Raw genomic sequence first — 24,642 nt, forward strand, 5'->3', positions numbered from 1 at the left:
CGTGAAGTCGCTTCCTCGTCCGCCGGCGTGACAAGATCCCCTCGGTCCACACGACGGAGTGTGCCGGAAGGACGGTCATGAAGCGATCGCTGCTCGCCCTGCTGGTCCTCGTGGGCGCGGTGCTGGCGCCCGCGTCCGCCACCGCCGCGGACGGCCCCGCGCTGCGGGTCCCCGAGTCCGCGCTCGACGCGGCGCTGGTGTGTTCCGGGGACGTCCGCGGGTCCGGGCACAACCCGATCCTGCTGATCGCCGGGACGACGCTGACGCCGGAGGTCTTCGCCTGGAACTACGGGCCCGCCCTGACCGCGCTGGGCCGTCCGTTCTGCACGGTCGCCCTGCCGGACAACGGGATGGCCGACATCCAGGTCGCCGCCGAGTACGTCGTGCACGCGATCCGCGCGGTCAGCGCCGCGGCCGGGCGCGACGTGGACATCGTCGGGCACAGCCAGGGCGGCATGGTCCCGCGCTGGGCGCTCAACTACTGGCCGGACACGCGCTCGCGGGTGGGCGACGTGGTCGGGCTGGCGCCGTCGAACCACGGCACGGTCGTCGCTTCGGCCGTCTGCCTGCCGGGCTGCGCGCCCGCGTTCTGGCAGCAGCGCACCGGATCGGCGTTCCTGACCGCGCTGAACAGCGGCGCGGAAACCTGGGCGGGCATCGACTACACGAACGTCTACACGGTGCTGGACGAGGTGGTCGCGCCCAACCTGAACGACTACGGCAGCAGCTCGCTGCACACCGGGCAGGGGCGGATCAGCAACGTCGGCCTGCAGGAGGTGTGTCCCGCGCACGTGGCCGACCACCTGACCACCGGCACCACCGACGGGGTCGCGTTCGCGCTGGTGGTGGACGCCCTCACGCACGACGGACCGGCCGACCCCGCGCGGCTGCCCGCGGACGTCTGCACGCGCCTGCTGATGCCCGGCGTGGACCCGCTGCACCTCGCCGTGGACGAGGTCCGGATGGCCACGGTAGTGGCGACGCAGGTCGCGCTGTACCCGCACGTGCCGGCGGAACCCGAACTGGCCGGCTACGCCCGCTGAGCCGGCTCATCGCCCGTCGCATGTTCCAGCTCGTGGAGCGGATCTGGCTTCGCCCACGGGGAGGCCGCGCGACACATCGCGAAGCGTCCGCGGCTGCGCGGGAACGGGGCAGCGCGGCCTCCCTGCGGCGAATCCTCGGCGACGAGCCGGCCGGCTCCCCGGGCCTGGTGCGCGCCGCCGACCTGACCACCAAGGCCGCGACGAGCGCGCCCACCGCGGGGCGGGTGATGTACGCCGGGTTGCGCCGCGCGGTGCCGGGTGATCCGGTCGCCCGGCTGTGGCATTTCCCCCGCCGAGCTCGACGAGCTGATCGCCGAGCTCGAACCGATCACCGCGAGGCTGGTGGCCGCCGGATCGCGCTGACGAATTCTCGCCCGAGTCAGGCCGAGTCAAGCGCCGAGCGTGTCGATCTGGGTCGACAGGATCGCGGCCTGCTCATCCAGCTCGCGGTCCTCCGGCTGCTCCCCCACCCGCTGCCGCAGCGTCTCGCGCTCGATGACCGTCATCGCGCCCTCGTGGCGGGGCAGCTCCTCGGCAGGCAGCACCGCGAGGCTGCCCTCCTGCAGGACCAGCTGCGCGCCGTTCCCGGCGTCCAGCAGCGCCTTCAGATCACCCGCGGTCACGTTCATCGGGCCTCCCTTCGTAGGCCCCCGGCTACCCGCTCCGCCGCCCCGTCAAGCGTTGCACCCGCAGCGCGAGCTGGATCTCCAGCGCCCGCCCCGGCTCCTGCCAGTCGTCGCCGAGCAGGGTCGCTATCCGGTCCAGCCGCTGCACCACCGTGTTGACGTGCACGTGCAGCGCCTCCTTCGCCCGCGTCAGGTTGCCGCCCGCCGCGAAGTACGCGTGCAGCGTTCCGGTCAGGTCCGTGCCGCGCCGCTCGTCGTAGTCGAGCACCGGGCCGAGCGTGCGTCGCACGAAACCGGTCAGGTCGCCGCGCTCGCCGAGCAGCACCCCGAGGAACCCGAGCCCGCCCGCGGACGCGCCCTCGCCGGACCGGCCCAGCGCCAGCAACGCCCGCAGGCACCGGACCGCCTCCGCGTGCGCCGCGGCGATCGCCGCCGGGCCCCGCGCCGGACCGGCCGCGCCGACCGTCACCGGCGTGTCCGTCGCCGCAGTCAGCGCCTCCGCGATCCGCGCGGCCACCGCGTCCGGGTCGCCGCGGACCAGCAGCACGACCTCCTCCGCGTGGATGCCGGCGAGCGCCGCGTGCCGGGCCGCGGCCACCGCCAGCCGTGCCCGGGACACCGACTCGGCGTGCGCGACCAGAACCGCGTGCGGTTCCGCCAGGTCCACGCCCAGCCGTTCGGCGCGCGCGAGCAACGCGCCCGGGTTGCGGTCCGGCGCGGTGAGCAGGTCGGTCAGCAGCTCGCCGCGGACCTCGTCCTCCGCCTTCGCCACCGACCGGCGCAACAGCAGCAGCAACGCGGTCACCACGGCGGCCCGCTCGAACAGCCGCCGGTCGGCGTCGAGCAGCGCGTCCCGCCCGGCGAGCACCATGCTGCCGAGCAGCTCCGGCCCCGCCTGCACGGCGCACACCAGCGACCCGTCGCCCGAAACCGACCGCCCGGTGCTCCGCGACAGCGCCACCACCTCGGGATCCGGCGCGGGCGGGGCGATCCCGGCGTGCGCCAGCTCCTCGCCCGCCGCGTCGAACAGGCCGATCGAGCCGCGCAGGACGTCGGCCACCGCGGCGGCCACCTCCGGCACGTCCCCGCCGCGCAGCACCAGGTCCATGAGCCGGTCGTGCGCCTCCTCGGCGCGGTGCATCGCCGCGGAGTGCGAGCTGATCTCGTCCAGCAGCCGGGCGTTGTCCAGCGCGATGACCGCGTGGTCGGCCAGCGAGGACAGCAGCGCGACCTCGTCCGGGGTGAACTCGCGGGGCGTGCGGTCGGACGCGTAGAGCACGCCGATCACCGTGCCGCCCAGTGACAGCGGGACGCCGAGGATGCCGGCCAGGCCCTCGTCGCGCACCGCGTCGTCGATCGGTTTGGTGTGCAGGAAACGCTCGTCCCGGAAGTAGTCCGGGGTCGCGTACGGGCGCGCGCTCTGCGCGACCAGACCGCCCAGCCCCTCGCCCATGCCCAGGATGACTTCCTTGAACAGGGGCGACACGCACCCGTCGGTGACGCGCATGTAGGTGCGGCCGGCGGTTTCGTCGTTGAGGCTGAGGTAGGAGACGTCCGCGCCGAGCAGCGTGCGGGCCCGCCGCACGATCGAGCGCAGCACGGCGTCCGGGTCGCGCAGGCGGGCCAGATCGCTGGCCGTGTCGAACAACGCGGTCAGCTCGGCTTCGCGGCGGCGGTGCGCGGTGAGGGTGGCGTGGATGCGCAGCGCCAGCTCGGTGGCCTTGGGGTGCGCGGCGCCGGCGTGCGCCAGCTGCTCGCTGCTCGCCCCGCCGGCGAGCAGGTCGAGCAGCCGGAGCACGTCGTCGTCCACGCCGATCATCGTCTCATCGCGTCGCCGGCTGCGGGGCGGCCGCGGGCTCCTCGTCGTGCAGCGAGCTGCCCGCGGTCTCCTTCGCGCTGGTCACCGCGATCACGGTGAGCACGCACATCGCCACCACGTACAGCGAAACCGCGAGCGTGCCGCCGAACTCCTTGAACAACGCGACCGCGACGATCGGCGCCAGCGCGCCGGCGGCGATCGAGGACAGCTGCCCGCCGATCGACAGGCCGGTGTAGCGGACGCGCGTCGGGAACTGCTCGGCGAAGAACGCCGCCTGCGGGCCGTACATCGCGCCGTGCAGCACCAGGCCGATCGTCGCGGCGAGGATGATCATCCCGGACGAGCGGGTGTCCATCAGCGCGAAGAACGCGAACGCCCAGCCTGCCATGGCGACGGCGCCGAACAGGTACACCGGGCGGCGGCCGATCCGGTCGGACAGCGCGCCCCACAGCGGGATCGTCACGAAGTGGATCGCCGACCCGATGAGCACCGCGTTGAGCCCGGCCGACTTGCTGAGCCCCAGCGGACCGGTGACGTAGACCAGGATGAACGCGGTCAGCACGTAGTAGGACACGTTCTCGGCCATGCGGGCGCCGATCGTGATGAGCACCCGGCGCCACGCGCCGCGGAAGACCTCCACCGCCGGGGCGCGGTGCTGCTCGCCGCGCTGACGGGCCTTCTCCTGCGCGGCCAGGAACACCGGCGACTCGGTGACGGTGAGCCGGATCCACAGGCCGATGATCACCAGCACGCCGGAGAGCAGGAACGGAATGCGCCAGCCCCACGAGGTGAACGCGGCGTCCGACTGCACCGCGGCGAGGATCGCGAGCACCGCGGTGGCCAGCAGGTTCCCGCCCGGCGCGCCGCACTGCGGCCAGGAGGCCCAGAACCCGCGGCGGCGGTCGTCACCGTGCTCGGACACGATGAGCACCGCGCCGCCCCACTCGCCGCCGAGCGCGAAGCCCTGCACCAGCCGCAGCGCCGTGAGCAGCAACGGCGCGGCCACGCCGACCGCCGCGTAGGTCGGCAGCAGGCCCATCGCGCAGGTCGAGCCGCCCATCAGCAGCAGGCTGAACACCAGCAGCTTCTTGCGGCCGACGCGGTCGCCGAAGTGGCCGAACACCAGGCCGCCGAGCGGCCGGGCGAGGAAGCCGATCGCGTAGGTGGCGAACGAGAGCAGGGTCCCGGTCAGCGGATCGCTGCCGGGGAAGAAGAGCTTGTTGAAGACCAGTGCCGCGGCCGATCCGTAGAGGAAGAAGTCGTACCACTCGATGGTGGTGCCGATGAGGCTCGCACCGACCACTTTCGCGATCGAGCGGTTCTCGCTGCGGGGCATGGGGCAACACTCCTTTGTGCCGTGGCGGAAACTCAGGCGGCGGTCCAGCCGCCGTCGAGGGGCAGGGAAATCCCGGTGATGTGGCCGGACGAGGGGCCGCACAGCCAGCGCACGGCGTCGGCGACCTCGGCCGGGCCGATCAGCCGCTTGATCGCGGCGCGCCCCAGCAGGACCTCGCCGAGGATCTCGTCCTCCGGCCGTCCGTGCGCGGCGGCCTGGTCGGCGATCTGGTCGCGCACCAGCGGGGTGTCCACGTAGCCCGGGCTGACGCAGTTGCTGGTCACCCCGTGTGGCGCGCCCTCCAGGGCGGCCACTTTGGACAGTCCTTCGAGCGCGTGCTTCGCGGACACGTAGGCGGACTTGAAAGCGCTTGCGCGCAGGCCGTGCACGCTGGAGACGTTCACGATCCGGCCCCAGCCCTGCGCGTACATGTGCGGCAGGACCCGGCGGATCAGCAGGAACGGCGCGGTCACCATGACCTGGTGCATGCGGGTGAACACGTCCGGCGGGAACTCGGTCAGCGGCGCGACGTGCTGGAAGCCGGCGTTGTTGACGAGGATGTCGGCGTCGGCGGGCAGGGTGTCGACGGCGCCGGGGTCCGCGAGGTCAGCGGTGTGCGCCCAGCCGCCGGTCTCGTCGGCGACGCGCGCGGCCGCGTCCGCGTTGATGTCCACCACGTGCACCTTCGCCCCGGCCTCGGCCAGGGCGTGCGCGCAGGCGCGCCCGATCCCGCTGCCGGCGCCGGTCACCAGCGCGACGCGCCCGTCCCAATAGCCACTCATGGCGACAGACGGTAAGCGGCCCGGAGCGGGTTGCCTATGTGTTCGATCGCCACAAGTTCCCGGGGTTTTGTGGTGGCCGGTGCCACCCGGAATAGGTGACGTCCGGGGCGTGTTGCACCGCGTATGGCGACGGTAACGCTGACCAAGGACAACTTCGAAGAGGTCGTCAACTCCGACGGCATGGTGCTCGTCGACTTCTGGGCGGCCTGGTGCGGGCCGTGCCGGATGTTCGCGCCCGTGTTCGAGGGTGCGGCCGACCGGCACGACGACATCGTGTTCGGCAAGGTCGACACCGAGGACCAGACCGAGCTGGCGCAGGCCTTCGGCATCCAGTCGATCCCGACGCTGATGGCGGTGCGGGACGGCGTCGTGCTCTACGCCCAGCCGGGCGCGCTGCCCGAGCAGAGCCTGGAGGAGCTGATCGGCAAGCTGCGCGAGGTCGACATGGACCAGGTGCGCGAGGAGATCGCGAAGCAGCAGCAGGCCGAATGACGGTTTGCCGGTGGTCGCCGGCGAGCCGATGATGGAGGCATGACGTCCCGGGGGTTCGACGCGGTAGCCGACGAGCTGTACGCGCTGCCCCGGGACGAGTTCACACCCGCCCGCACGGAGCGGGCCAAGGAAGCGAAGGGCCGCGACCCCGAGCTCGCCAAGCGCATCACGCAGCTGCGCAAACCGACCGTCGCCGCGTGGCTGGTGAACCAGGTGAGCCGGCGGCACGCGGACGAGATCGGGCAGCTCGCGGACCTGGGCGCCCGGTTGCGCACCGCGCACCAGAAGCTGGCCGGCGACGAGCTGCGCACGTTGTCGCGGCAGCGCAACGAGTTGATCCGGCGGTTGAGCGGACGGGCGGGTGGTGTCGCCGGCGAGGCGGGCGTCCCCTACAGCGACGTCGCGATGCGCCAGGTGGAGGACACGTTCGAGGCGGCGGTGTCCGATCCGGACGCGGCGACGGAAGTGGCCGCGGGACGGCTTTCCGCGGCGCTGGAACCGTCCTCTTCGGAGGATTGGCTGGCGGCCGCACTGGCCGCTTCGCCGAAGCGCAAGGCGGCCCCCAAGCCGGCCCCGAAACCGGCGAAGCGGGACCCGGAAGCCGAGCGGCGGCAGGCCGCGCTCGAAGAGGCCCGCACGAAGGCCGACGAGGCGGAGGCCGCCCGCGACGAGGCTCAGCAGGCGCTCGACGAGGTCACCGCCCGGGCCGAAAAGGCCGCCGCGCGGGTGGCCGAGCTGCGCTCACAACTGGACGACGCGACCCGCGAAGAACGCGCGGTGCGCAAGGAACTCACGGCCGCCCGCAAGGCCGCGACCGTGGCGGACAAGACCGCCGACGAGGCGCGGAGGCAGGTGGCCGAGATGGAGTCGTTCGGCAAGCGGTCGAAGCGCTGAGGCGCAACACCACGGCCACCGCCCGGCTCAGCAGCGCCGCCCAATCGAAGGGCACCTCGCCACACCAGGCGATCAGCAGGCGGAGGCCCCCGCCCCACCGGCCGCCGCGCCGCGAGCACGCCCCCGGGCAGCAGCGCCACCACGAACTCGGCCGCCCTACTCGCCTGCTCCAGCGCCCAGGCCACCCCACCACATCAGGCGATCAGCAGGCGGAGGCCCCCGCCTCACTGGCGGGCGGGCGCTGAGCACCACCCTCAGGCAGCAGCGCCGCAACGAACTCAGCCGTGCTGCGCTCCAGCTCCGCCGGCCCCGGCGCACGAGCCGCCCCGGCTCCGGCCACCGAATCGAACAGCACCCCGTCGCACCAGGCGATCAGCATCCGCGTGTGCCGCGCCGGGTCCGGGGAGCCCGCGTGCGCCAGCAGTTCGGCGCAGCTGTCGCGGAACCGCTGCCCCACCCGGTCGTAGATCGCCCGCAGCTCGGGGCGTCGCGTGGCCTCCAGTGCGAACTCGTAGCGCGCCACCAAGCGCGTCCGGCCGGTCGTCATCGCCGTGTGCAGGAACCGCGCGAGCGCCGGCGCCAACTCGTCATCCGCCTCCGTCAGCGACGCGTCGTCGAGTTCGGCGATCCGCCTGACCGCCAACTCCAGCAACGCCGCCCGCGTGCGGGCGTAGTAGGAGGTCGACCCGGACGGCAGGCCCGCGGCCCGGTCGACGGCGCGGTGGGTCAGGCCGCGCATCCCCTCCGCGGCGACCACCTCGATGGCCGCGTCCGCGATCGCCGTCAGACGCACGCCGGTGACTCTACAGGCGTAGAGTCGCGTGCGTGCGAACAGCGGCGGTCATCGGCGGCGGCATCGGCGGGTTGAGCGCGGCGATCGGGCTGCGCCGGGTGGGCTGGGAGGTCGCCGTCTTCGAACGCGCGCCGCGGTTCGCCGAGGTCGGCGCGGGAATCACGTTGTGGCCCAACGTTTTGCGCGCACTGGAATCGCTCGGCCTCGACCTCGCGCCGCTCGCCGTGCCGCAGGTCAGCGGGCGGCTGCGGGACCACCACGGCCGCCTGCTGACCGAGGTCGACGGCGCCCGGTTCGAACGCGCACTGGGCAAACCGCTCCTCGGCATCGCCCGCGCCCAGCTCCTCGACCTGCTGCGCGACGCCATCCCGGCCGCGGATCTGCGGGCGGGCACCACCATCACCGAAGTCACCGGGGACGGCCGGGTGCGCTGGGACGGCGGCGAGCTCACCGCCGATCTGGTCGTCGCGGCCGACGGCGTGCACAGCGCGGTCCGCTCGGCGCTCTGGCCCGGCCACCCCGGCCCGGTCTACACGGGCCACACCGCGTTCCGGGCGATCCTCGACGATCCGGGGCCGCTCGAACTGTCCGGTCTCCTCGGACCGGGCACCGAGGTCGGGGCGGTGCCGCTGACCGGTGGCCGGCTGTACTGGTACCTGGCGTGCGAGTCGCCCCGCGATGTCCGGCACGCGGACCCGAAAGCCTTCCTGCGCCGTCATTTCGGTGACTGGCCGGAACCGCTGCCGAGCCTGATCGAGGCGACGCCGGGCGACCGGTTCCTGCAGCACGACCTGCTCGCGCTGCGCACCCCGCTGCCGACGTACGTGCGCGGCCGCGTCGCGTTGCTCGGCGACGCCGCCCACGCCATGTCGCCGTACCTGGGCCAGGGCGGCTGCCAAGCCATCGAAGACGCGGTCGTGCTCGCCGCCGCGACCGTCCGGCACACGTCGGTCGCGGACGCGCTGAGCGCCTACGACCGCGAACGTCGTCCGCGCAGCCAGGCGATCGCGCGCCGGTCCGACCAGGCCGGGCGGCTGGGCGCCCAGCTGAAGAACCCACTGGCCGTCGCGGCACGCAACGCGGTGCTCCGGCTCATGCCTGCCGGGCTGTCGGTCCGCGCGGCCACCGCCGCCGCCCGCTGGACCCCTCCCGCACCGTTGACCGCCGTGTCAGACTGAGCGGGTTCGCAGCAGCCGGACTGGTGGTGATCGCCGATGACCGAGCAGGAACGCACCACAGCGACGGCCGCGGGCGTGTACGACTGGTACCTGAACGGGCACCACCACCTGCCGTGCGACGCGGAGGTGGCGATCGCGGCACAGAAGGTCTTCCCGCTCGCCGGACAGGTCGCGCGCTACAACCGGGACTTCCTGCAGCGGGTGGTCCGCTGGATGACCGGGCACGGGATCCGGCAGTTCCTCGACATCGGCTCCGGCTACCCGGTGGCGGGCAACGTGCACGAGATCGCCCAGCGGTACGCGCCGGGTTCGCGCGTGGTCTACGTCGACCTGGACCCGCGCACGGTCGAGGTGAGCAACGACCTGCTCGCCGGGGAGCCGGACGCGACCTGCCTGCTGGCCGACGCGCGGGAGCCGGAGGACATCTTCGAGCGGGCCGGGCTGCTGGACTTCGGCGAGCCCGTGGGGCTGCTGATGGTGTCCGTGCTGCCCTTCGTGCCGGGCGACGTGCGCCCCCTGGTGCGTCGTTATGTCGACCGGCTCGCGCCCGGCAGCTACCTGGCGCTCACGCACATCACGACCCCGGAGGACGAACGCCAGCAGCGCAAGCAGGAGGACGTGCGCGACACCTACAACGCCAAGGTGCGACAGTCCGCGCAGGTGCGCGGGCGGGCCGAGGTGGCGGCGCTGTTCGAGGGCACGGAGCTCGTAGCGCCGGGCCTGGTGCTCGCCACGCACTGGAACCCGCCGCGGGGCTACCTCCCGGACCCGGACGACCAGGCGAGCGCCGTGCTGCTCGGCGCCGTCGGACGGGTGCCCAGCGGGACGTAGGCCCGGGCAGTGAGGCAGCTCCCGCCCGGGCGCGTGCCGCCGCCGCTCACGCACGGCAGGGCATGTGCGACGAGCCGGATCAGCGTCCGCAGAGCTATCCTCGGGCGCGAAGCTCGCACCGGACCTGGCCCCGGTGCTACCTCCCGGACCCGGACGACCAGGCGAGCGCCGTCCTGCTGGGCGCCGTCGGACGGGTGCCCAGCCGCACATAGCCCTGGCCACGACGCAGCTCCCGCCCGGCGCGTACGGCCACCGATCACGCGCGAGCGGGTGCACGTAGGCCCTGCGCGACGAGCCGGATCAGCGTCCGCTCAGCCATCCTCGAGCGCGAAGCCGGCACCGGCCCGGCCCCGGTGCTACCTCCCGAACCCGGACGACCAGGCGAGCGCCGTCCTGCTCGGCGCCGTCGGACGGGTGCTCAGCCGCACATAGCCCTGGCCAAGACACAGCGCCCGCCCAGGCGCGTGCCGCCGCCGCTCACGCACGGGAGGGCATGTGCGACGAGCCGGATCAGCGTCCGCTCGCCCGCTCAGCCATCCTCGGGCGCGAAGCCCGCACCGGGCCCGGCCTGGCCGCCGTCCGGTGTTCCGCCGCCACCTCGCGCGCCGCCCTGGCCAGTGCCGAGATCGCGGGTGAGCGTGTGCCCTGCGGCCAGGCCAGCAGCAGTCGTGCCGGAGCGGCGTCCACCACCGGCACCGTCACCAGGTTGTGGTCCAGCGCGTCCAGCACCGACTGCGGCAGCAGCGCGACGGCCCGCCCGCGCGAGGTCACCCGCAGCAGCTTCGCCAGGTCCGTCACCTCGACGCCGCCGTCGTCCGGGTAGCCGGCCCACCGCCCGACCGGCTCGCCGCGCAGGTCGCTCAGCTGCAGGATCGACCGCCGCGCCAGGCGGTGTTCCGGCGGCAGCAGCGCCGACCTCGGCTCGGCGCGCAGCTCCTCCGTCTCCAGGCCACCCGCGTCGTCGAAGGGGGTGTGCAGCAGGGCGACGTCGGCACGCCCGTCGCGCAGCAGGGACACCCTGTCCTCGTGCGCGGTGACGAGTTCGACCGGCACCGCGGCGGGGTCGCTCTCGTACCTGCGCAGGATCGGCGGCAGCAGCCCCGCGTCGCCGCCGGGTTTGGCGGCCAGGGCGAGGTAGGGCACGCCGCGCCCGGCCCGCTGCGTGCGCCGGGCCGCGGCGGCGACGGCCGCCAGCGCCTTCCGCGCCTCGTCGAGCAGGACCTCGCCGGCCGGGGTGAGTTCGACCCGCCTGCTCGTGCGGTCGAACAAGGTGACCTCCAGCCGCCGTTCCAGCGACCGCACGGCCTTCGACAGCGCCGGCTGGGCCAGTCCCAGCCCTTCCGCGGCGCGACCGAAGTGCAGGGTCTCCGCCACGGCGACGAAGTAGGCGAGTTCTCGCGTCTCCACCCGATCCATTCCGGGAGGTTATCGGATGTCCGTTTTCATCAGACGTCTGAGGACTTGATACGGTGCGGGCATGACGCCCGTGCTGCAGGTGAGCGATGTCGATCTCGTCCGCGACGGCCGGTACCTGCTCCGGTCGATCTCGCTGACGGTGCACGAGGGCGAGCACTGGGCGCTGCTCGGCGCGAACGGCGCGGGCAAGAGCACGCTGCTCGGCCTGCTGGGGGCGCTCACCCACCCGACGCGCGGGACGGTCGACGTGCTCGGGCACCGGCTGGGCCGCGTCGACATGCGCAAGCTGCGGTCGTTCCTCGGGCACATCAACCCGCGGCACCCGCTGACCTCGCCGCTGTCGGTGTTCGAGGTGGTGCTGACCGGGCTGACGAACACGACCGAACTGGTGCCGCGCTGGCAGCCGACCGCCGCAGAGCGGGAACGCGCCGAGCGCCTGATCCGGATGCTGGGCCTCGCCGGGCAACGCGACGCCCGCTGGCCGACCCTGTCCCAGGGCGAACGCGGCCGGGCGCTGATCGCCCGCGCCCTGATGCCGTCGCCGCGCCTGCTGCTGCTCGACGAACCGGCGACCGGCCTGGACGTCGCGGCCCGCGAGCAGCTGCTGTCCAGTGTGGACGTTCTGCGGCGCGACCACCCGGAGCTGGCGACCGTGCTGGTCACCCACCACCTGGAGGAGCTGCCGGCGAGCACGACGCACGCGCTCCTGCTGCGCGAGGGCCAGTGCCTGGCGTCCGGGACGGCGGACGACGTGGTGACCACGGACCACATCAGCAAGTGCTTCGACCACCCGGTGCGCATCACCCGCACCGAGGGCCGCTGGACCGCCCGCGCCGAGCCGCTCGTCTGACGGGTTACAGCTCGACGAACACGTCCGCCAAGGCCTTGCGCCCGACCGGCACGGCGGACCGGCCACGCAGACGCTCCCCCGGCCAGCCGAGCGCGAGCGCGTGGTGCGCGCGCCACGGGTGCCCGTGGCCGGTGAGCGCGGCGGCTTCCACCGCGTTGGCGTTGGGGTACAACGAGACCGGGCAGCTGCCGAGGCCGGCGAGGTGCGCCGCGACGACGACGGTCTGACACAGCCGCCCGAGGTCGAACTCGGTGTCCGCACCGGCTTCCGAGTCGGACAGCAGCACGAGCGCGACCGGGGCCGCCGCCAGTGGCAGCGCGTACTGCCCGAGGCGGGCCAGCGCGTGGCGCACCGCGGGGTCGGTCACCGAGACGAGCCGCCACGGCTGGCGGTTGCGCGCGGAACCGGTCCAGCGCGCCGTCTCGACCAGGTCCACGACGAGGTCCCTTGGCACCGTCCGGTCGGCGAACACTCGGGTGGCGCGGATGGCGCGCAGCGGGTGGTCCATGGCCCAGAGCATGCCGGACGAGTGAAAAGGGACCTTCGGCCCTGGATCGGCCCCTGGCGATCGGGCACTGTATGTGGCAGACCCCGAGGTGCCCGGGCACTACGAGGTCGAGGCCCTACGGTCCCGCCCGACGGCGGCTCCGAAGGCCGCTACGCCGATTGGATACCGGACCTGGTTCACCTCCCCGTCGGCGAACCAGGCCGGAACTAACGTGTCGACACGCAGTGAAGGGCCCTTCGCACCGTCGCGAAGGGCCCTTCAGCGCGTTCAGGGGCGTGACCCGGGCGTCACCAGCCGTGAAAGGCCCTCCGCACCATCGCGAAGGGCCCTTCAGCGTGTTCAGGGGGCATGACCCCAAGCGGCGAACGCGGCGAGGTTCGCCGCGGCCGGTTCCTCCGCCGTCGTACGCGGCCGAACGCCGTGGGCGCGGCGAAGGGATCGTGACCCCAAGGTCCCCTCCGGCCGGGCACGCCGCGAGGTTCGCCGCGGCCGATTCCTGCGCCGTCGTGCGCGGCGAACCCCCTTCAGCGCGTTCAGGGGATCGTGACCCCGGCATCGCCCGCAGCCAGGCGCGCCGCGCGGTTCGCCGCCGCCAGTTCCTCCGCCGTCGTGCGCGGCGGGACTCCGTCGGCGAACCAGGCGGCCAGCAGCAGCGCCACCTTCGACCGCATTTCGCTCTGCAGCCGGTGGAACGAGTCGACCGGGTCGGCGCCCACCTGCCCCAGCAGCAGCCACCACGCCCACGCCGCGGCGCCCGCGTTCGCCACGAAGTCCGGGACCACCGGGATCCCCCGCGCGGCGAGCATCGCCTCGGCCTCGGGCGTGGTCGCCGCGTTGGCCGCTTCCACCACGACCTTCGCCGACACATCCGGGACGTTGTCCGGCGTCAGCGCGTAGGAAATCGCCGCCGGCACCAGGATGTCGGCCGACACCCCGACCACCGCGTCGCGCGGCAGCTGCCGGACCGAGCCGGGCAGCCGCGAGCGGTCCACCTCGCCGTAGGCGTCCCGCAGCTCCAGCAGCGCGGGCACGTCCAGCCCCGCCGGGTCGTACAGCGTCCCGGCGGCATCGGCGACCGCGACGACCCGCATGCCCGCCTCGTGCAGGTACCAGGCCGCGCCGCCGCCCATCGTGCCGATGCCCTGGATCGCCACGGTCGTGGCGGCCGGCTCCCAGCCCCACGCGCTCGCCGCGCCCAGACACGCCTGCGCGACGCCGTAACCACCGACCACGTCACCGAGCAGCAGCCCGCCCGGCACCGGCGCGTTCAGCCCGGCGTGCACGCGCCGCAGGGTTCGCGCCGGATCGGGCGAACGGCGGATGGCGGCGTGGTACGACTGCTCCAGCCCGAGCCGCTCGAAGACGTCGTCGATGAGGTGCTGCGGCACCCCGAGGTCCTCGGCGGTCACCCAGTGCGCGTCCAGCCACGGGCGCATCGCCTGGCAGAACCGCTCCAGCACCCCGACGGCCCCCGGGTCCCTCGGGTCGAAGTCGATCCCGCCCTTCGCCCCGCCCACCGGCAGGTCGAACGTCGCGGTCTTGGCCGCCATGCCGCGCGCCAGGTCCTCGACCTCGGACAGCGTGCAGCCGGCGCGCATCCGGGTGCCGCCGGTCGCCAGGCCGGAAACCAGCGTGTGCACCACGAGGTAGCCGTGGGTGCCGGTGACCGGGTCGGTCCAGGTCAGCCGCAGCATCGGCTCTTGGGTGCGCGGGCTGGTCCGCTCGCCGGCGAGCCCCCGCGGATCCTGCATCGTGGTCAACTGTCCCCTCCAAGCCTGTCGCCGATTCCGGGCGCAGCACAGCCCGCCTCCGCCACGCGCGGTGGCTTCGGTCGCCGGTCTGGGTGGAATCGGGAGATCCATTCCCGCTGACACCAGGGTGCGGCAGGGTCGGCGGAGACGTCCAGTTAGGGATCATGCACGGTTCCGTTCACGTTCCCTGCACAGCAGGTGATCCTTACCTACCCTGGGCGGCATGGAGCTTTCGCTGCACCGGTTGCGGATGCTTCGGGAGCTGCACCGCCGCGGCACCGTCACCGCGGCCGCGGCCGCCCTGCACTACACCGCATCGGCCGTGTCGCAGCAGCTCGCGCAGCTGGAACGGGACGTCGGGGCCAAGCTGTTCGAGCGGCTCGGCAGGCGGGTCCAGCTGACCGAGCTGGGCGTGGTGCTGACCGAGCACGCCGAGGAGATCCTCAAGTCCGTCGAACGGGCGACCATGGCGCTGGAGGAGGCGCAGGAAGGCGTCACCGCGCGGCTGACCGCGGGGGTGTGGGCGTCGGTGGCGTCCGGGTTGCTGCCGTTCGCGTTGTCCGCGCTGGCGCGGGAACACCCGGGGATCGAGGTGCGCACGAAGGAGCTGGCGCCGGAGGAAACCGCGGGCGCGGTGCGGGACGGCGCGCTCGACTTCTCGTTCGTCATCGACTACTCCGACTACCCGATGCCGTGGGACCCGGCGCTGACCCGGGTGGTGATCGCGGTCGAACGGCTGCACGCGGCGGTCCCGCGCGGCGCGGTGCCCGCCACCACGGTGAGCCTGACCGAGCTGGCCGAGCACCCGTGGATCCTCGCCGGGCCGCGCTCGCACTTCGGCCGGGCGGTGCGGCTGGCGTGCCAGCGGCACGGGTTCGAGCCGAAGATCAACCACGAGGTCGGCGAGCAGGCGACCGCACTGGCGATGGTCGCCGCCGGGCTCGGGGTCACGCTGGTGTCGGACCTGGGCCTGTCGCTGCGGCCGCCCGGGGTGGACATTGTGGCCCTGACGGAACCGCCGATGCGAACGGTGTCGATCGCGCATCGCACGGTCTCGGCGCGGCCTTCGCTGCAGCTGGTCATCGACGCGGTCCGCGCGGCGGCCGCGGAGCGGGGCCTGGGCGCGGCGGCGCCACTACCGTGAAAGGGCTTTCCCGGGCCGCTTGACCGAAGCGCCGATCAGCACCGTCTCCACCTCGGTGACGCCCAGCGCGGCCAGGTCCTGCGTGATGAACGCGTACAGGTGCTCCAGGTCTCGCAACCACACGGCGGCGTGGAGGTTCGACGCGCCCGTCGTCGCCATCGCGCCGTGGACGGCCGGGTGGCGGGCCAGCGCGCGGCCCGCCCGGTCGAGGAGGTCCGGGGGCACCCGCATGAGCAGGTTCGCGTCGATGGTCAGCCCGAGCCGCGTGGGGTCGACGAACGCCTGCGTCACGAACCGGCCGTCGGCGCGCAGGGCGCTCAGGCGGCGCCGCACGGTGGACTCCGGGTGCCCCAGCCGGGCGGCGATCGTGGCGGCAGGCAGCCGCAGATCTTCCCCGAGCAGGCGCAGCACGGCCCGGTCGAGGTCGTCCAGGGGGCGCTCCGCCGCCTGCCCACCGCAACCCAGCGCGGCTCGCTCGGCGTCCGACAGCACGCCGAGACGCCAGTCGGTCGCGTCGCTGAACACGTGCATCACCGTCTGCGCTTCGACGGAGGTCACGGCGCTGGTCGCGGGGAGCTGGCGGAACACCAGACGGTGACGTGGATCCGGGCCAGCCAGCAACAGCGCCAGGATCTCGTCCCCGGCGGCCGACACGTCCACCAGCGGGATGTCCTCCCTGGCCGCCAGGGCCGCCGTGATCGGGTCGAGTTTCCCGCGCAACACCCGGATCCGCAGCACCACCACGCCCCGCGCCAGCGCGCCCGGCGGCACCGCGACCACGCGCACCACACCGTCGCCGAGCAGCACGCGCATCCGCCGCTGCACCGCCCGCACCGGCAACCCCAGCACCCGCGCCGTCTGCTCGACCGTCACCCGGCCGTCGCACTGCAGCGCCTCGATCAGCCGCAGATCATCCCCGTCGAGAGCCGGATCAGCCACCACGAGCCGAGTTTCGCACGATCTCGCTCGGAAACCGGCTGACGAGCCCACCGATCCGCCGCGAGCTCCGACACTCGGACCCGTGAACCTCCTCGATGGCATCACCGCCGCCGCCGAAGAAACCGGCGAGATCCTCCGCGGCCTGCCCACCCCGCCCCCGGCCCGCACGCTCGACGAGTTCCGCACCACCTTCGCCGAGGTCGAACGCGCCGCCGAACCCCTTCTCCGGCAACGGCTCGGCACCCTTATGCCCGGCATCCCGTGGGCCGACGAGTTCGGCACCGGCCTGTCCGCCGGGACGACCTCGTGGGTGGTCGACATCGCCGACGGCGCCGTGCAGTACCTGCGCGGGCTGCCGTACTGGTGCGTCAGCATCACGCTCGTGCGCCACCGCGAACCGGTCGCCACCGTGCTGCACCACCCCGTCCGCGGCGAGACCTACCGCGCCGAGCGGGGCCGCGGCGCCACTCTCGACGGCAGACCCGTCACCCCGTCCGCGCAGACCGACCTGGCCGCCGCCCTGGTCACCACGTCCCAGCCGCCGTTCCCGGGAGCCGAAGCGGCGGCGCTGGCCGGCCGTTCACTGGGCGACGTCCTGCCCGCCGTCGGCGCGGTGCGCAACCTCGGCCCCACCTCGTGGCAGGTGGCAGAGGTCGCCTCCGGCCGGATCGACGCGTTCTGGGAGTTCGGCCACGACGACGCGAACCTGGCCGGAGCCGCGCTCGTCGCGAGCGAAGCGGGTGCCACCGTCACCGACACCGGCGGCGCAGGGTGGCGGCCGGGCGCGCCCTCGTTCCTGGCCGCCGCCCCGGCCCTGCACGCCGGGCTGCGCAGGCTGCTCGCCGGTCAGCCGGCCAGCGCGTCCTCGCACGTCGGGTAGAGGGGGAACTCCTCGTCGAGGCCGACGACCTCCATCGCGCGCACCACGACCGGGTCCGCGGCGGCGAGGCGGATCGGCAGGTCGTCCCCCGCGGCCTGCCGCACGGCGACCAGCGAGGCCATGCCGGCCGAACCCAGGAACGTGACCCCCGTCAGGTCGAGCACCAGCAGCGACGGCTGCTCGCGCAGCGCCCGGCTCGCCGCGTCGTCCAGCCGCGGCGTCGTCAGGAGGTCGAGTTCGCCGCTGACCTGGACCACCACGGCCTTGCCGCGGCGTTCGACGGCGACCGCGACACCGTCGACGGGGTCGACGGCCGGATCGCGCGGGTTCAGTGGATCGGGTGCCTGCACGCACCCATCCTCCACTTCCGCGCGCCCTGGCGGAACACCTCCTTCACCGGATCCGCCGCCCGGGTCAGGCTCGCACCTCCGGCAGCCACCGCCGCAGGCACTGGAGCAGCTCCTCCGCGTCGACCGGTTTCGTCAGGTAGTCGCTGGCCCCGGACGCGAGCGCCTTCTCCCGGTCGCCCTGCATGGCCTTCGCGGTGACGGCGATGATCGGCATGTCGGCGAACCGCGGGATGTCCCGGATCGCCGCCGTGGCCGCGTAGCCGTCCATCTCCGGCATCATCACGTCCATCAGCACCAGCTCGATGCCGTCCTCGGCGAGCAGCACGTCGATGCCCTTGCGCCCGTTCACCGCGTGCCGCACCTCCAGCCCGTAGCTCTCCAGCGCGCCACGCAGCGCGAACACGTTGCGCGGGTCGTCCTCCACGATCAGCACCTTGTGCCCGCGCAACGGCTCGTCCACCGGACGGTCGTCGACCGGCCGGGTCAGCGACGGCAGCGGCGTGCGCGGCTGGGTCAGCGGGATGACGTCGTCCGGCTGGTCGGCGGACAGGTGCAGCGCGATCCGCTCGCGCAGCTCGTCGAGCGAGGGCAGCAGCTCCAGCGGCTGCATCGCCGCGCGGGTCTGCACCAGGCTCTCCTGGTCCGGGGTCAGCTTGCGGGACGGGTGCGCGAGCACCGGGACCGAACACAGGTCCGGGTGGTCGGCCAGCGCGTCCAGCACGGCGAACGCGCCGCCCTCGGGCAGGCTCACGTCCAGCACGACGCAGTGGTGCGGGCGGCTGAGCAGGACGTTCGTCGCCTGCTCCGCCGTGCTCACCGTGGCGACCGTGACCGTGCCGTGGGTGTCGGCGAGGTCGGCGGCCGCGCTGCTCGCCAGCAGCGACAGCAGCCCGGTGCCCGCCGACTCGACGACGAGCACCTGCCGCTTGCCGTGCGTCTCACGCGCGGCCTCCGACGCCGGCTCGGGCACCTCGACCTCGGCGGCCGCGGGCGCGGGCAGGCCGTCCGGGGACTTGCCCAGCGGCAGGAACAACGTGAACGTGCTGCCCTCGCCGAGCTCGCTCTCCGCGCGGATCTCGCCGCCAAGCCGGTAGACCACCTCGTTGCTGATGGACAACCCCAGCCCGGTGCCGCCGTAGCGGCGGCTGGTGGTGCCGTCGGCCTGCTGGAACGCGGCGAAGATGGCGCTCAGGTTCTCCTTCGCGATGCCGATGCCGGTGTCGGTGACCGCGAACGCCACCACCGGGCCGCTGGTGCCCGCCGGCAGCTCCTCCTCGCGGGCCATCCGCACGTGCAGCTCTACCCGGCCGTGGTCGGTGAACTTGACCGCGTTGGACAGCAGGTTGCGCAGCACCTGCCGCAACCGCTGCTGGTCGGTCACCAGCTCGCGCGGCACGTCCTGGTCGGCGGTGACCGCGAAGGTCAGCCCCTTCTCGGCGGTCAGCGGCTGGAACGTGGCCTCGACGTAGTCCAGCAGCTGGTTCAGCGCGAACGGCTCCGGGTGGATGTCCATCCGCCCGGCCTCCACCTTGGACAGGTCGAGGATGTCGTTGATCATCTGCAGCAGGTCCGAACCGGCCGAGTGGATCACCTCGGCGTACTCCACCTGCTTGGCGGTGAGGTTGCGGCTGGGGTTCTGCGCGAGCAGCTTCGCCAGGATCAACAGGCTGTTGAGCGGCGTGCGCAGCTCGTGCGACATGTTCGCGAGGAACTCGGACTTGTACTTCGAGGCCAGCGCGAGCTGCTCGGCGCGCTCCTCGATCTCCCGCCTGGCCTGCTCGATCTCGGTGTTCTTGACCTCGATGTCGCGGTTCTGGCGGGCCAGCAGCGTCGCCTTCTCGGCCAGCTCGGCGTTCGAGCGCTGCAGTTCCTCCTGCTGGACCCGCAGTTCGGCGGCGAGCCGCTGCGACTCCTCCAGCAGCGAGTCCGTGCGCGAACTCGCCACGATCGTGTTGACGTTGACGCCGATCGTCTCGCCCAGCTGGTCCAGCAGGTCGCGCTGCGCCTGGGTGAACCGCTCGAACGAGGCCAGCTCGATCACGCCGAGCGTGCGGTCCTCGAAGGTCACCGGCAGCACGACGAGGTTCACCGGCGGCGCCTCGCCGAGGCTGGAGGAGATCCGCACGTACCCGGGCGGGGTCTTGTCGACGATGATCGGCCGCCGGGTGCGGGCCGCCTGCCCGATGAGCGTCTGACCGACCTCGACCTCCCGAACCAGCTCCTCGGTGGAGTGCGCACCGTAGGTGGCGATCAGCCGCAGCCGCCCGCTGCCGTTCTGCCCGCTGCTCAGGAAGAACGTGCCCTGCTGCGCGTTCACCAGCGGCACCAGCTCGTCCAGCACCAGCTCGGCGACGGTGGCCAGGTCCCGGTGCCCCTGCATCAACCCGGCGATGCGCGCCAGGTTGGTCTTGAGCCAGTCCTGTTCCTGGTTGGCGTGCGTGGTCTCGCGCAGCGACCGCACCATCGAGTTGATGTTGTCCTTGAGCTCGGCGACCTCGCCCTGCGCCTCGACCGAGATCGAGCGGGTCAGGTCGCCGGTGGCCACGGCGCTGGCCACCTCGGCGATCGCGCGCACCTGGCGGGTCAGGTTGCCCGCCAGCTCGTTGACGTTCTCGGTGAGCCGCTTCCAGGTGCCGGACACGCCCTCGACCTCGGCCTGGCCGCCCAGCCGTCCCTCGCTGCCCACCTCGCGCGCCACGCGGGTCACCTCGGCGGCGAACGAGCCCAGCGTGTCGACCATGGTGTTGATCGTCGTCTTCAGTTCGAGGATCTCGCCGCGCGCGTCGACGTCGATCTTCTTGGTCAGGTCGCCGTCCGCGACGGCGGTCGTCACCTGGGCGATGTTGCGCACCTGGTTGGTCAGGTTGTTCGCCATCGAGTTGACGTTGTCGGTGAGGTCCTTCCAGGTGCCCGCGACGTTGGGCACGCGGGCCTGGCCGCCGAGGATCCCTTCGGTGCCGACCTCGCGGGCCACTCTGGTCACCTCGTCGGCGAAGGCGCCGAGCGTGTCGACCATCGTGTTGATCGTGTCGGCCAGCGCGGCGACCTCGCCCTTGGCCTCGACGGTGATCTTCTTCGACAGGTCGCCCTGCGCCACCGAGCTGGCCACCTGCGCGATCGAGCGCACCTGGCTGGTCAGGTTGGACGCCATCACGTTGACGTTGTCGGTCAGGTCCTTCCAGGTGCCGGACACCCCGCGGACGTTGGCCTGGCCGCCCAGGTTGCCGTGCGTGCCCACCTCGCGGGCCACGCGGGTGACCTCGTCCGCGAACGCCGACAGCTGGTCGACCATCGTGTTGATGGTTTCCTTGAGCTCCAGGATCTCGCCGCGCGCGTCGACGCGGATCTTCTGCGTCAGGTCGCCCTTGGCGACGGAGGTGGTCACGTCGGCGATCGACCGCACCTGGTCGGTCAGGTTGGCGGCCATGACGTTCACCGATTCGGTGAGCGCCTTCCAGGTGCCCGACACACCCTTGACGTCGGCCTGACCGCCGAGGCGGCCCTCGGTGCCCACCTCGCGGGCCACGCGCGTGACCTCGTCGGCGAACGCCGACAGCTGGTCGACCATCGTGTTGATGGTGTTCTTCAGTTCCAGGATCTCGCCGCGCGCGTCGACGGTGATCTTCTGGGAGAGGTCACCGTCGGCGACCGCGGTGGCCACCGAGGCGATCGAGCGCACCTGATCGGTGAGGTTGCCCGCCATGAAGTTCACCGAATCGGTGAGCGCCCGCCACGTTCCGCCGACACCGGGCACCTGCGCCTGCCCGCCCAGCCTGCCGTCCGTGCCGACCTCGCGCGCCACTCTCGTCACCTCGTCGGCGAACGACGAGAGCTGGTCCACCATCGTGTTGATGGTGTTCTTCAGTTCCAGGATTTCCCCGCGCGCGTCGACCATGATCTTCTGCGACAGATCGCCGCGCGCCACGGCGGTGGTCACCTGAGCGATGTTGCGCACCTGATCGGTGAGATTCCCGGCCATGAAATTCACCGAAGTGGTGAGGTTCTTCCAGGTTCCGGAAACGCCGGGGACTTCCGCCTGACCGCCGAGAATTCCTTCGGTGCCGACTTCACGGGCCACTCTCGTGACCTCGTCGGCGAACGAGGACAACTGGTCCACCATCGTGTTGATGGTTTCCTTCAGCTCCCGGATCTCGCCCTGGACGTCCACCGTGATCTTCTGCGACAGGTCGCCCTTCGCCACCGCGGTCGCGACCTGCGCGATGTCGCGCATCTGAGCCGTCAGGTTCCCGGCCATCGCGTTCACCGAATCGGTGAGGTCCGCCCAGGTCCCGGACACCCCGGGCACCCGCGCCTGGCCCCCGAGCTTGCCCTCGGTGCCCACCTCGGTCGCCACCCGCGTCACCTCGGACGTGAACACCGACAGCTGGTCGACCATGCCGTTGAAGACCGCCGCGATCTCGTCCAGCAGCTCGTCGCCGACCTGCGGCAGCCGGGTTCCGAAATCGCCGTCGCGCACCGCGGTCAGCCCGGCCAGCAACTGCTGCAACCGGGGATCGGCCAGCTCCCGTTCACCGCCCCGGCCCGGGTCCCGCTTGGCCTGGGCGGTCCGGCTCTCAGCCATCAGCGCACTCCGATTCCGTGAGGCTCTGGGAACCGCTCTTGCGAACAATCCCCGCAGAAGAGGAATCTACTGGTAGCGCGACACGTATCCCAGCGCCACTTCACTAGACTTGTTTCGTCCGCCCACCGCGACCGAGGGGCTCGAGTGACGGCCCAGTACCCGCCGCAGACCAGCGACCTCGATCCGCGCGTCGCCGGGCTCGCCGCCGTCGTGGAGTGCCAGCAGCAGGAGATCGAACGGCTGCGCGCCGAACGGGACGGCGGGCTGCTCGTCCCGGTCGCCGAAGGCATCCTCGTGGAACGGCTCGGCTACTCCCCCGCCGAGGCCGCCACGCACCTCACCGAACTGGCCGCGCGCACCGGGATCACCGTCGCGGAGCTGGCCGCGGACCTGGTCGCGGGCGCGGTCCGGCCGCCACGGGCGCCGTGCGAGCCCGACAGCGCTCCCGACTTCGCCCGGCTGCCCGACGCCTCCGCGGAGAATTCGGCTCTGCTCGAGGAAGTCCGGCGCACCGCGGGCGCGGCCGCGGTCGCGGTGTGGCAGGTGCGGCCGGACGGCGCGCTGGCCCTCGCCGGGCACAGCGGGCTCGGCCTGCTGGAGGCCAGCCGCTGGCGGCACATCCCGGTGCTGATGGACTGCCTGCCGCAGCGGGCGGCACGGGAACGGCGTCCGCACTGGATCCCGGAGGTGGGATTCGCCCCCGCCGTGCCGCTGCCGGCGGACGACCGGCGCGGGGCGCGGGCGGTGATCCCGGTGACCACCTCGCGCAGCATCGCCGGCGTGGTGGAATTCGTCTGGGCCGCGCCGCTGCCGCTGTTCCCGCCGGAGCAGAAACGACGGCTCACCGCGCTCGCCGCGTTGTGCGGCCGGGAGATCGTGCTCGGCACGCAGCCGGCCGGGGCGCTGCCGTCGATGGTGGGCCTGCTGGACTCCGGCCTGTTCGCCCGGCCGCGTTCGGACGAGTCCGGCCAGGTGACCGACTTCGAGGTCGCCCAGGTCGGCGAGGACTTCGAGGACCCGCACGGGCGGCAGCCCGCGGAACTGGTCGGCCGCGGGCTGACCAGGGCGTACCCGCTGCTGTGCGCGTACGGGCTCGCCGACCGCGCGGTGGAGGTGCTCACCACCGGCGCGAGCGCGCGGCTCGGGCCGGTCCCGCTGGTCGCCCGGACCGGCGGCGCGGCCACCCCCGCGACGGTGGACGTGCGGATCACCCGGTTCCTGGACGGGGTGCGGATCGTGCTGACCGTCGGGCACGACGACCACCGGCTCGCGCAGCTGCTGCACAACCTGCAGCACATCGCGCGGCTGGGCAGCTGGGAGCACAGCGTCCTCACCGGCGAGATGACCTGGACCGAGCAGACCTTCGAGCTGTTCGGGCTGCCGCTGTCGGCGGGCCCGGTCGCGTGGGACGAGCTGTGCACCTACGTCCACCCCGAGGACCTGCCGATCGCCGAGGCGTTCCAGACCACGCTGCTGGCGGGTCAGGAGGCCGCGACGGTGTTCCGGCTGATCCGGCCGGACGGCACGCACCGGCAGATCCGCGCGCACGGCGAGCCGGTGCTGTCGGAGAGCGGGCAGCTGGTCGCGGTGCGCGGGATCTACCAGGACCTGTCGGCGCAGTACCAGAGCCAAGTCGCGTTGAACGCCACGCGCGACCGGCTGGCCGACACCGAACACGAAGCCCAGCGGCAGAACCGGATCGCGCGGGAGCTGCAGCAGGCGATCCTGCCGTCGGCGGCGCGGCCGGTGGAGATGGACGGGCTCGACGTCGCGGTCCGGTACCGGCCCGCGGCGCAGGAGCACAAGGTCGGCGGCGACTGGTACGACGCGACGGTGCTGCCGAGCGGGCGGATCCTGCTCGTGATCGGCGACGTCGCCGGGCACGGGATCGGCGCGGCCACCGGCATGATCGCGTTGCGCAACGCGCTGCGCGGGCTGGCCGTGACCGGGGCGAGCCCCGGACGGCTGCTGGAATGGCTGAACACCACGACGTTCACGGTCAACCGCGGCGTCACCGGCACCGCGTTGTGCGGGCTGTACGACCCGGACAGCCGGACGCTGACCTGGGCGCGCGCCGGGCACCTGCCGCCGATGCTGGTGCGCGACGGCGTGGCCGAGCAGCTGTCCCTGCCGCGCGGGATCCTGCTCGGCGCGCGGCCGAACGCCCGGTTCGAGGAGACCACGCTGGAGCTGCGGCCCGCGGACACGCTGGTCCTGTTCACCGACGGGCTGATCGAACGGCGCGGCGTGCTGCTCGACGACAGCCTGGACCGGCTGGCCGCCGCGGCCTGCCACGCGGGCGCGGACGTGGAGCGGATCAGCGACCAGCTGCTGGCCGAGGCGACGTCCGACACCGAGGACGACTCGTGCCTGATCGTGATCCGGGTCTCCCAGCCGGTCACATCGGCGTGACGGGATCCGTCAGAGC

20 protein-coding genes are annotated in these 24,642 nt (G+C 73.1%); 9 read left to right on the forward strand and 11 right to left on the reverse strand.

The genetic code is table 11. From position 1 onward, the window contains the following. Positions 1 to 77: 77 nt before the first annotated feature. On the forward strand, positions 78 to 1,043 hold the full coding sequence (locus L2C96_RS23185) for a lipase family alpha/beta hydrolase (RefSeq protein ID WP_237337729.1): 966 nt from the start codon (positions 78 to 80) through the stop codon (positions 1,041 to 1,043). A 389-nt stretch (positions 1,044 to 1,432) separates the two neighbouring features. Here the strand turns inward: L2C96_RS23185 and L2C96_RS23195 are convergent, their stop codons facing one another. Genes L2C96_RS23195 through L2C96_RS23210 form a run of 4 tightly spaced genes read right to left on the reverse strand, consistent with a single transcriptional unit; the run spans position 1,433 to position 5,606 of the window. After that, positions 1,433 to 1,672 (reverse strand): hypothetical protein, encoded by a 240-nt coding sequence (locus L2C96_RS23195; RefSeq protein WP_020417689.1) that lies wholly within the window; start codon positions 1,670 to 1,672, stop codon positions 1,433 to 1,435. A gap of 25 nt (positions 1,673 to 1,697) precedes the next feature. After that, positions 1,698 to 3,488 (reverse strand): helix-turn-helix domain-containing protein, encoded by a 1,791-nt coding sequence (locus L2C96_RS23200; protein ID WP_020417688.1) that lies wholly within the window; start codon positions 3,486 to 3,488, stop codon positions 1,698 to 1,700. Between the two features lie 4 nt (positions 3,489 to 3,492). Next, entirely contained in the window at positions 3,493 to 4,824 is a 1,332-nt protein-coding gene (locus tag L2C96_RS23205) for an MFS transporter (RefSeq protein WP_020417687.1), read from the reverse strand. Between the two features lie 32 nt (positions 4,825 to 4,856). After that, positions 4,857 to 5,606: a 3-hydroxybutyrate dehydrogenase gene (locus L2C96_RS23210; RefSeq protein WP_237337730.1), complete on the reverse strand. Its 750-nt coding sequence runs from the start codon at positions 5,604 to 5,606 to the stop codon at positions 4,857 to 4,859. A gap of 123 nt (positions 5,607 to 5,729) precedes the next feature. Here L2C96_RS23210 and trxA point away from each other — a divergent pair, with 123 nt between their 5' ends. Continuing rightward, positions 5,730 to 6,098, forward strand: coding sequence for a thioredoxin (gene trxA / locus L2C96_RS23215; protein WP_020417685.1), 369 nt, complete (start codon positions 5,730 to 5,732; stop codon positions 6,096 to 6,098). A 39-nt stretch (positions 6,099 to 6,137) separates the two neighbouring features. Continuing rightward, on the forward strand, positions 6,138 to 6,992 hold the full coding sequence (locus L2C96_RS23220; protein ID WP_237337731.1) for a hypothetical protein: 855 nt from the start codon (positions 6,138 to 6,140) through the stop codon (positions 6,990 to 6,992). A gap of 202 nt (positions 6,993 to 7,194) precedes the next feature. Here the strand turns inward: L2C96_RS23220 and L2C96_RS23225 are convergent, their stop codons facing one another. Beyond that, positions 7,195 to 7,785 (reverse strand): TetR/AcrR family transcriptional regulator, encoded by a 591-nt coding sequence (locus tag L2C96_RS23225; RefSeq protein WP_237337732.1) that lies wholly within the window; start codon positions 7,783 to 7,785, stop codon positions 7,195 to 7,197. Between the two features lie 32 nt (positions 7,786 to 7,817). Here L2C96_RS23225 and L2C96_RS23230 point away from each other — a divergent pair, with 32 nt between their 5' ends. Both L2C96_RS23230 and L2C96_RS23235 read left to right on the forward strand, forming a co-directional pair. Next, positions 7,818 to 8,963 (forward strand): FAD-dependent monooxygenase, encoded by a 1,146-nt coding sequence (locus tag L2C96_RS23230; RefSeq protein WP_237337733.1) that lies wholly within the window; start codon positions 7,818 to 7,820, stop codon positions 8,961 to 8,963. Between the two features lie 36 nt (positions 8,964 to 8,999). Then, a complete protein-coding gene (locus tag L2C96_RS23235) occupies positions 9,000 to 9,794 on the forward strand; it encodes an SAM-dependent methyltransferase (RefSeq protein WP_237337734.1) in 795 nt (264 codons plus the stop codon). Between the two features lie 510 nt (positions 9,795 to 10,304). Here L2C96_RS23235 and L2C96_RS23240 read toward each other — a convergent pair. Beyond that, entirely contained in the window at positions 10,305 to 11,210 is a 906-nt protein-coding gene (locus L2C96_RS23240; protein WP_237337735.1) for a LysR family transcriptional regulator, read from the reverse strand. 61 nt (positions 11,211 to 11,271) lie between these two features. Between L2C96_RS23240 and L2C96_RS23245 the strand changes: the two genes are divergently transcribed. Next, positions 11,272 to 12,060 carry an ABC transporter ATP-binding protein gene (locus L2C96_RS23245; RefSeq protein ID WP_020417678.1) on the forward strand — a complete coding sequence of 263 codons (789 nt, stop codon included), beginning with the start codon at positions 11,272 to 11,274 and terminating at the stop codon, positions 12,058 to 12,060. 4 nt (positions 12,061 to 12,064) lie between these two features. Here L2C96_RS23245 and L2C96_RS23250 read toward each other — a convergent pair whose 3' ends face one another. Both L2C96_RS23250 and L2C96_RS23255 read right to left on the reverse strand, forming a co-directional pair. Continuing rightward, a complete protein-coding gene (locus L2C96_RS23250; RefSeq protein ID WP_237337736.1) occupies positions 12,065 to 12,568 on the reverse strand; it encodes a nitroreductase family protein in 504 nt (167 codons plus the stop codon). A gap of 533 nt (positions 12,569 to 13,101) precedes the next feature. Beyond that, complete coding sequence (locus tag L2C96_RS23255; protein WP_237337737.1) at positions 13,102 to 14,319, reverse strand: Glu/Leu/Phe/Val family dehydrogenase; 1,218 nt, start codon at positions 14,317 to 14,319, stop codon at positions 13,102 to 13,104. A gap of 223 nt (positions 14,320 to 14,542) precedes the next feature. On the opposite strand from L2C96_RS23255, the gene L2C96_RS23260 reads away from it, so the two are divergent. Further along, positions 14,543 to 15,463, forward strand: coding sequence for a LysR family transcriptional regulator (locus L2C96_RS23260; RefSeq protein WP_237337738.1), 921 nt, complete (start codon positions 14,543 to 14,545; stop codon positions 15,461 to 15,463). On the opposite strand, the gene L2C96_RS23265 is transcribed toward L2C96_RS23260, so the two are convergent. Continuing rightward, entirely contained in the window at positions 15,455 to 16,405 is a 951-nt protein-coding gene (locus L2C96_RS23265) for an Lrp/AsnC family transcriptional regulator (RefSeq protein ID WP_237337739.1), read from the reverse strand. The two genes, L2C96_RS23260 and L2C96_RS23265, sit on opposite strands and share 9 nt — an antisense overlap. 79 nt (positions 16,406 to 16,484) lie before the next feature. Between L2C96_RS23265 and L2C96_RS23270 the strand changes: the two genes are divergently transcribed. Then, the gene (locus tag L2C96_RS23270) at positions 16,485 to 17,282 is read left to right on the forward strand and encodes an inositol monophosphatase family protein (protein ID WP_237337740.1); all 798 of its coding nucleotides are present in this window, start codon (positions 16,485 to 16,487) and stop codon (positions 17,280 to 17,282) included. Here the strand turns inward: L2C96_RS23270 and L2C96_RS23275 are convergent. Beyond that, positions 17,249 to 17,632: an STAS domain-containing protein gene (locus L2C96_RS23275; RefSeq protein WP_020417672.1), complete on the reverse strand. Its 384-nt coding sequence runs from the start codon at positions 17,630 to 17,632 to the stop codon at positions 17,249 to 17,251. The genes L2C96_RS23270 and L2C96_RS23275 overlap by 34 nt on opposite strands. A 64-nt stretch (positions 17,633 to 17,696) precedes the next feature. Then, positions 17,697 to 22,214: a HAMP domain-containing protein gene (locus L2C96_RS23280; RefSeq protein WP_237337741.1), complete on the reverse strand. Its 4,518-nt coding sequence runs from the start codon at positions 22,212 to 22,214 to the stop codon at positions 17,697 to 17,699. Between the two features lie 144 nt (positions 22,215 to 22,358). Here L2C96_RS23280 and L2C96_RS23285 point away from each other — a divergent pair, with 144 nt between their 5' ends. Further along, positions 22,359 to 24,626, forward strand: a complete 2,268-nt coding sequence (locus tag L2C96_RS23285; RefSeq protein WP_237337742.1) for a SpoIIE family protein phosphatase — start codon at positions 22,359 to 22,361, stop codon at positions 24,624 to 24,626. Positions 24,627 to 24,642 lie beyond the last annotated feature (16 nt).

It is taken from the genome of Amycolatopsis tucumanensis, assembly GCF_021654135.1.
In the GTDB taxonomy this organism is placed as follows: Bacteria; Actinomycetota; Actinomycetes; order Mycobacteriales; family Pseudonocardiaceae; genus Amycolatopsis_E; species Amycolatopsis_E tucumanensis.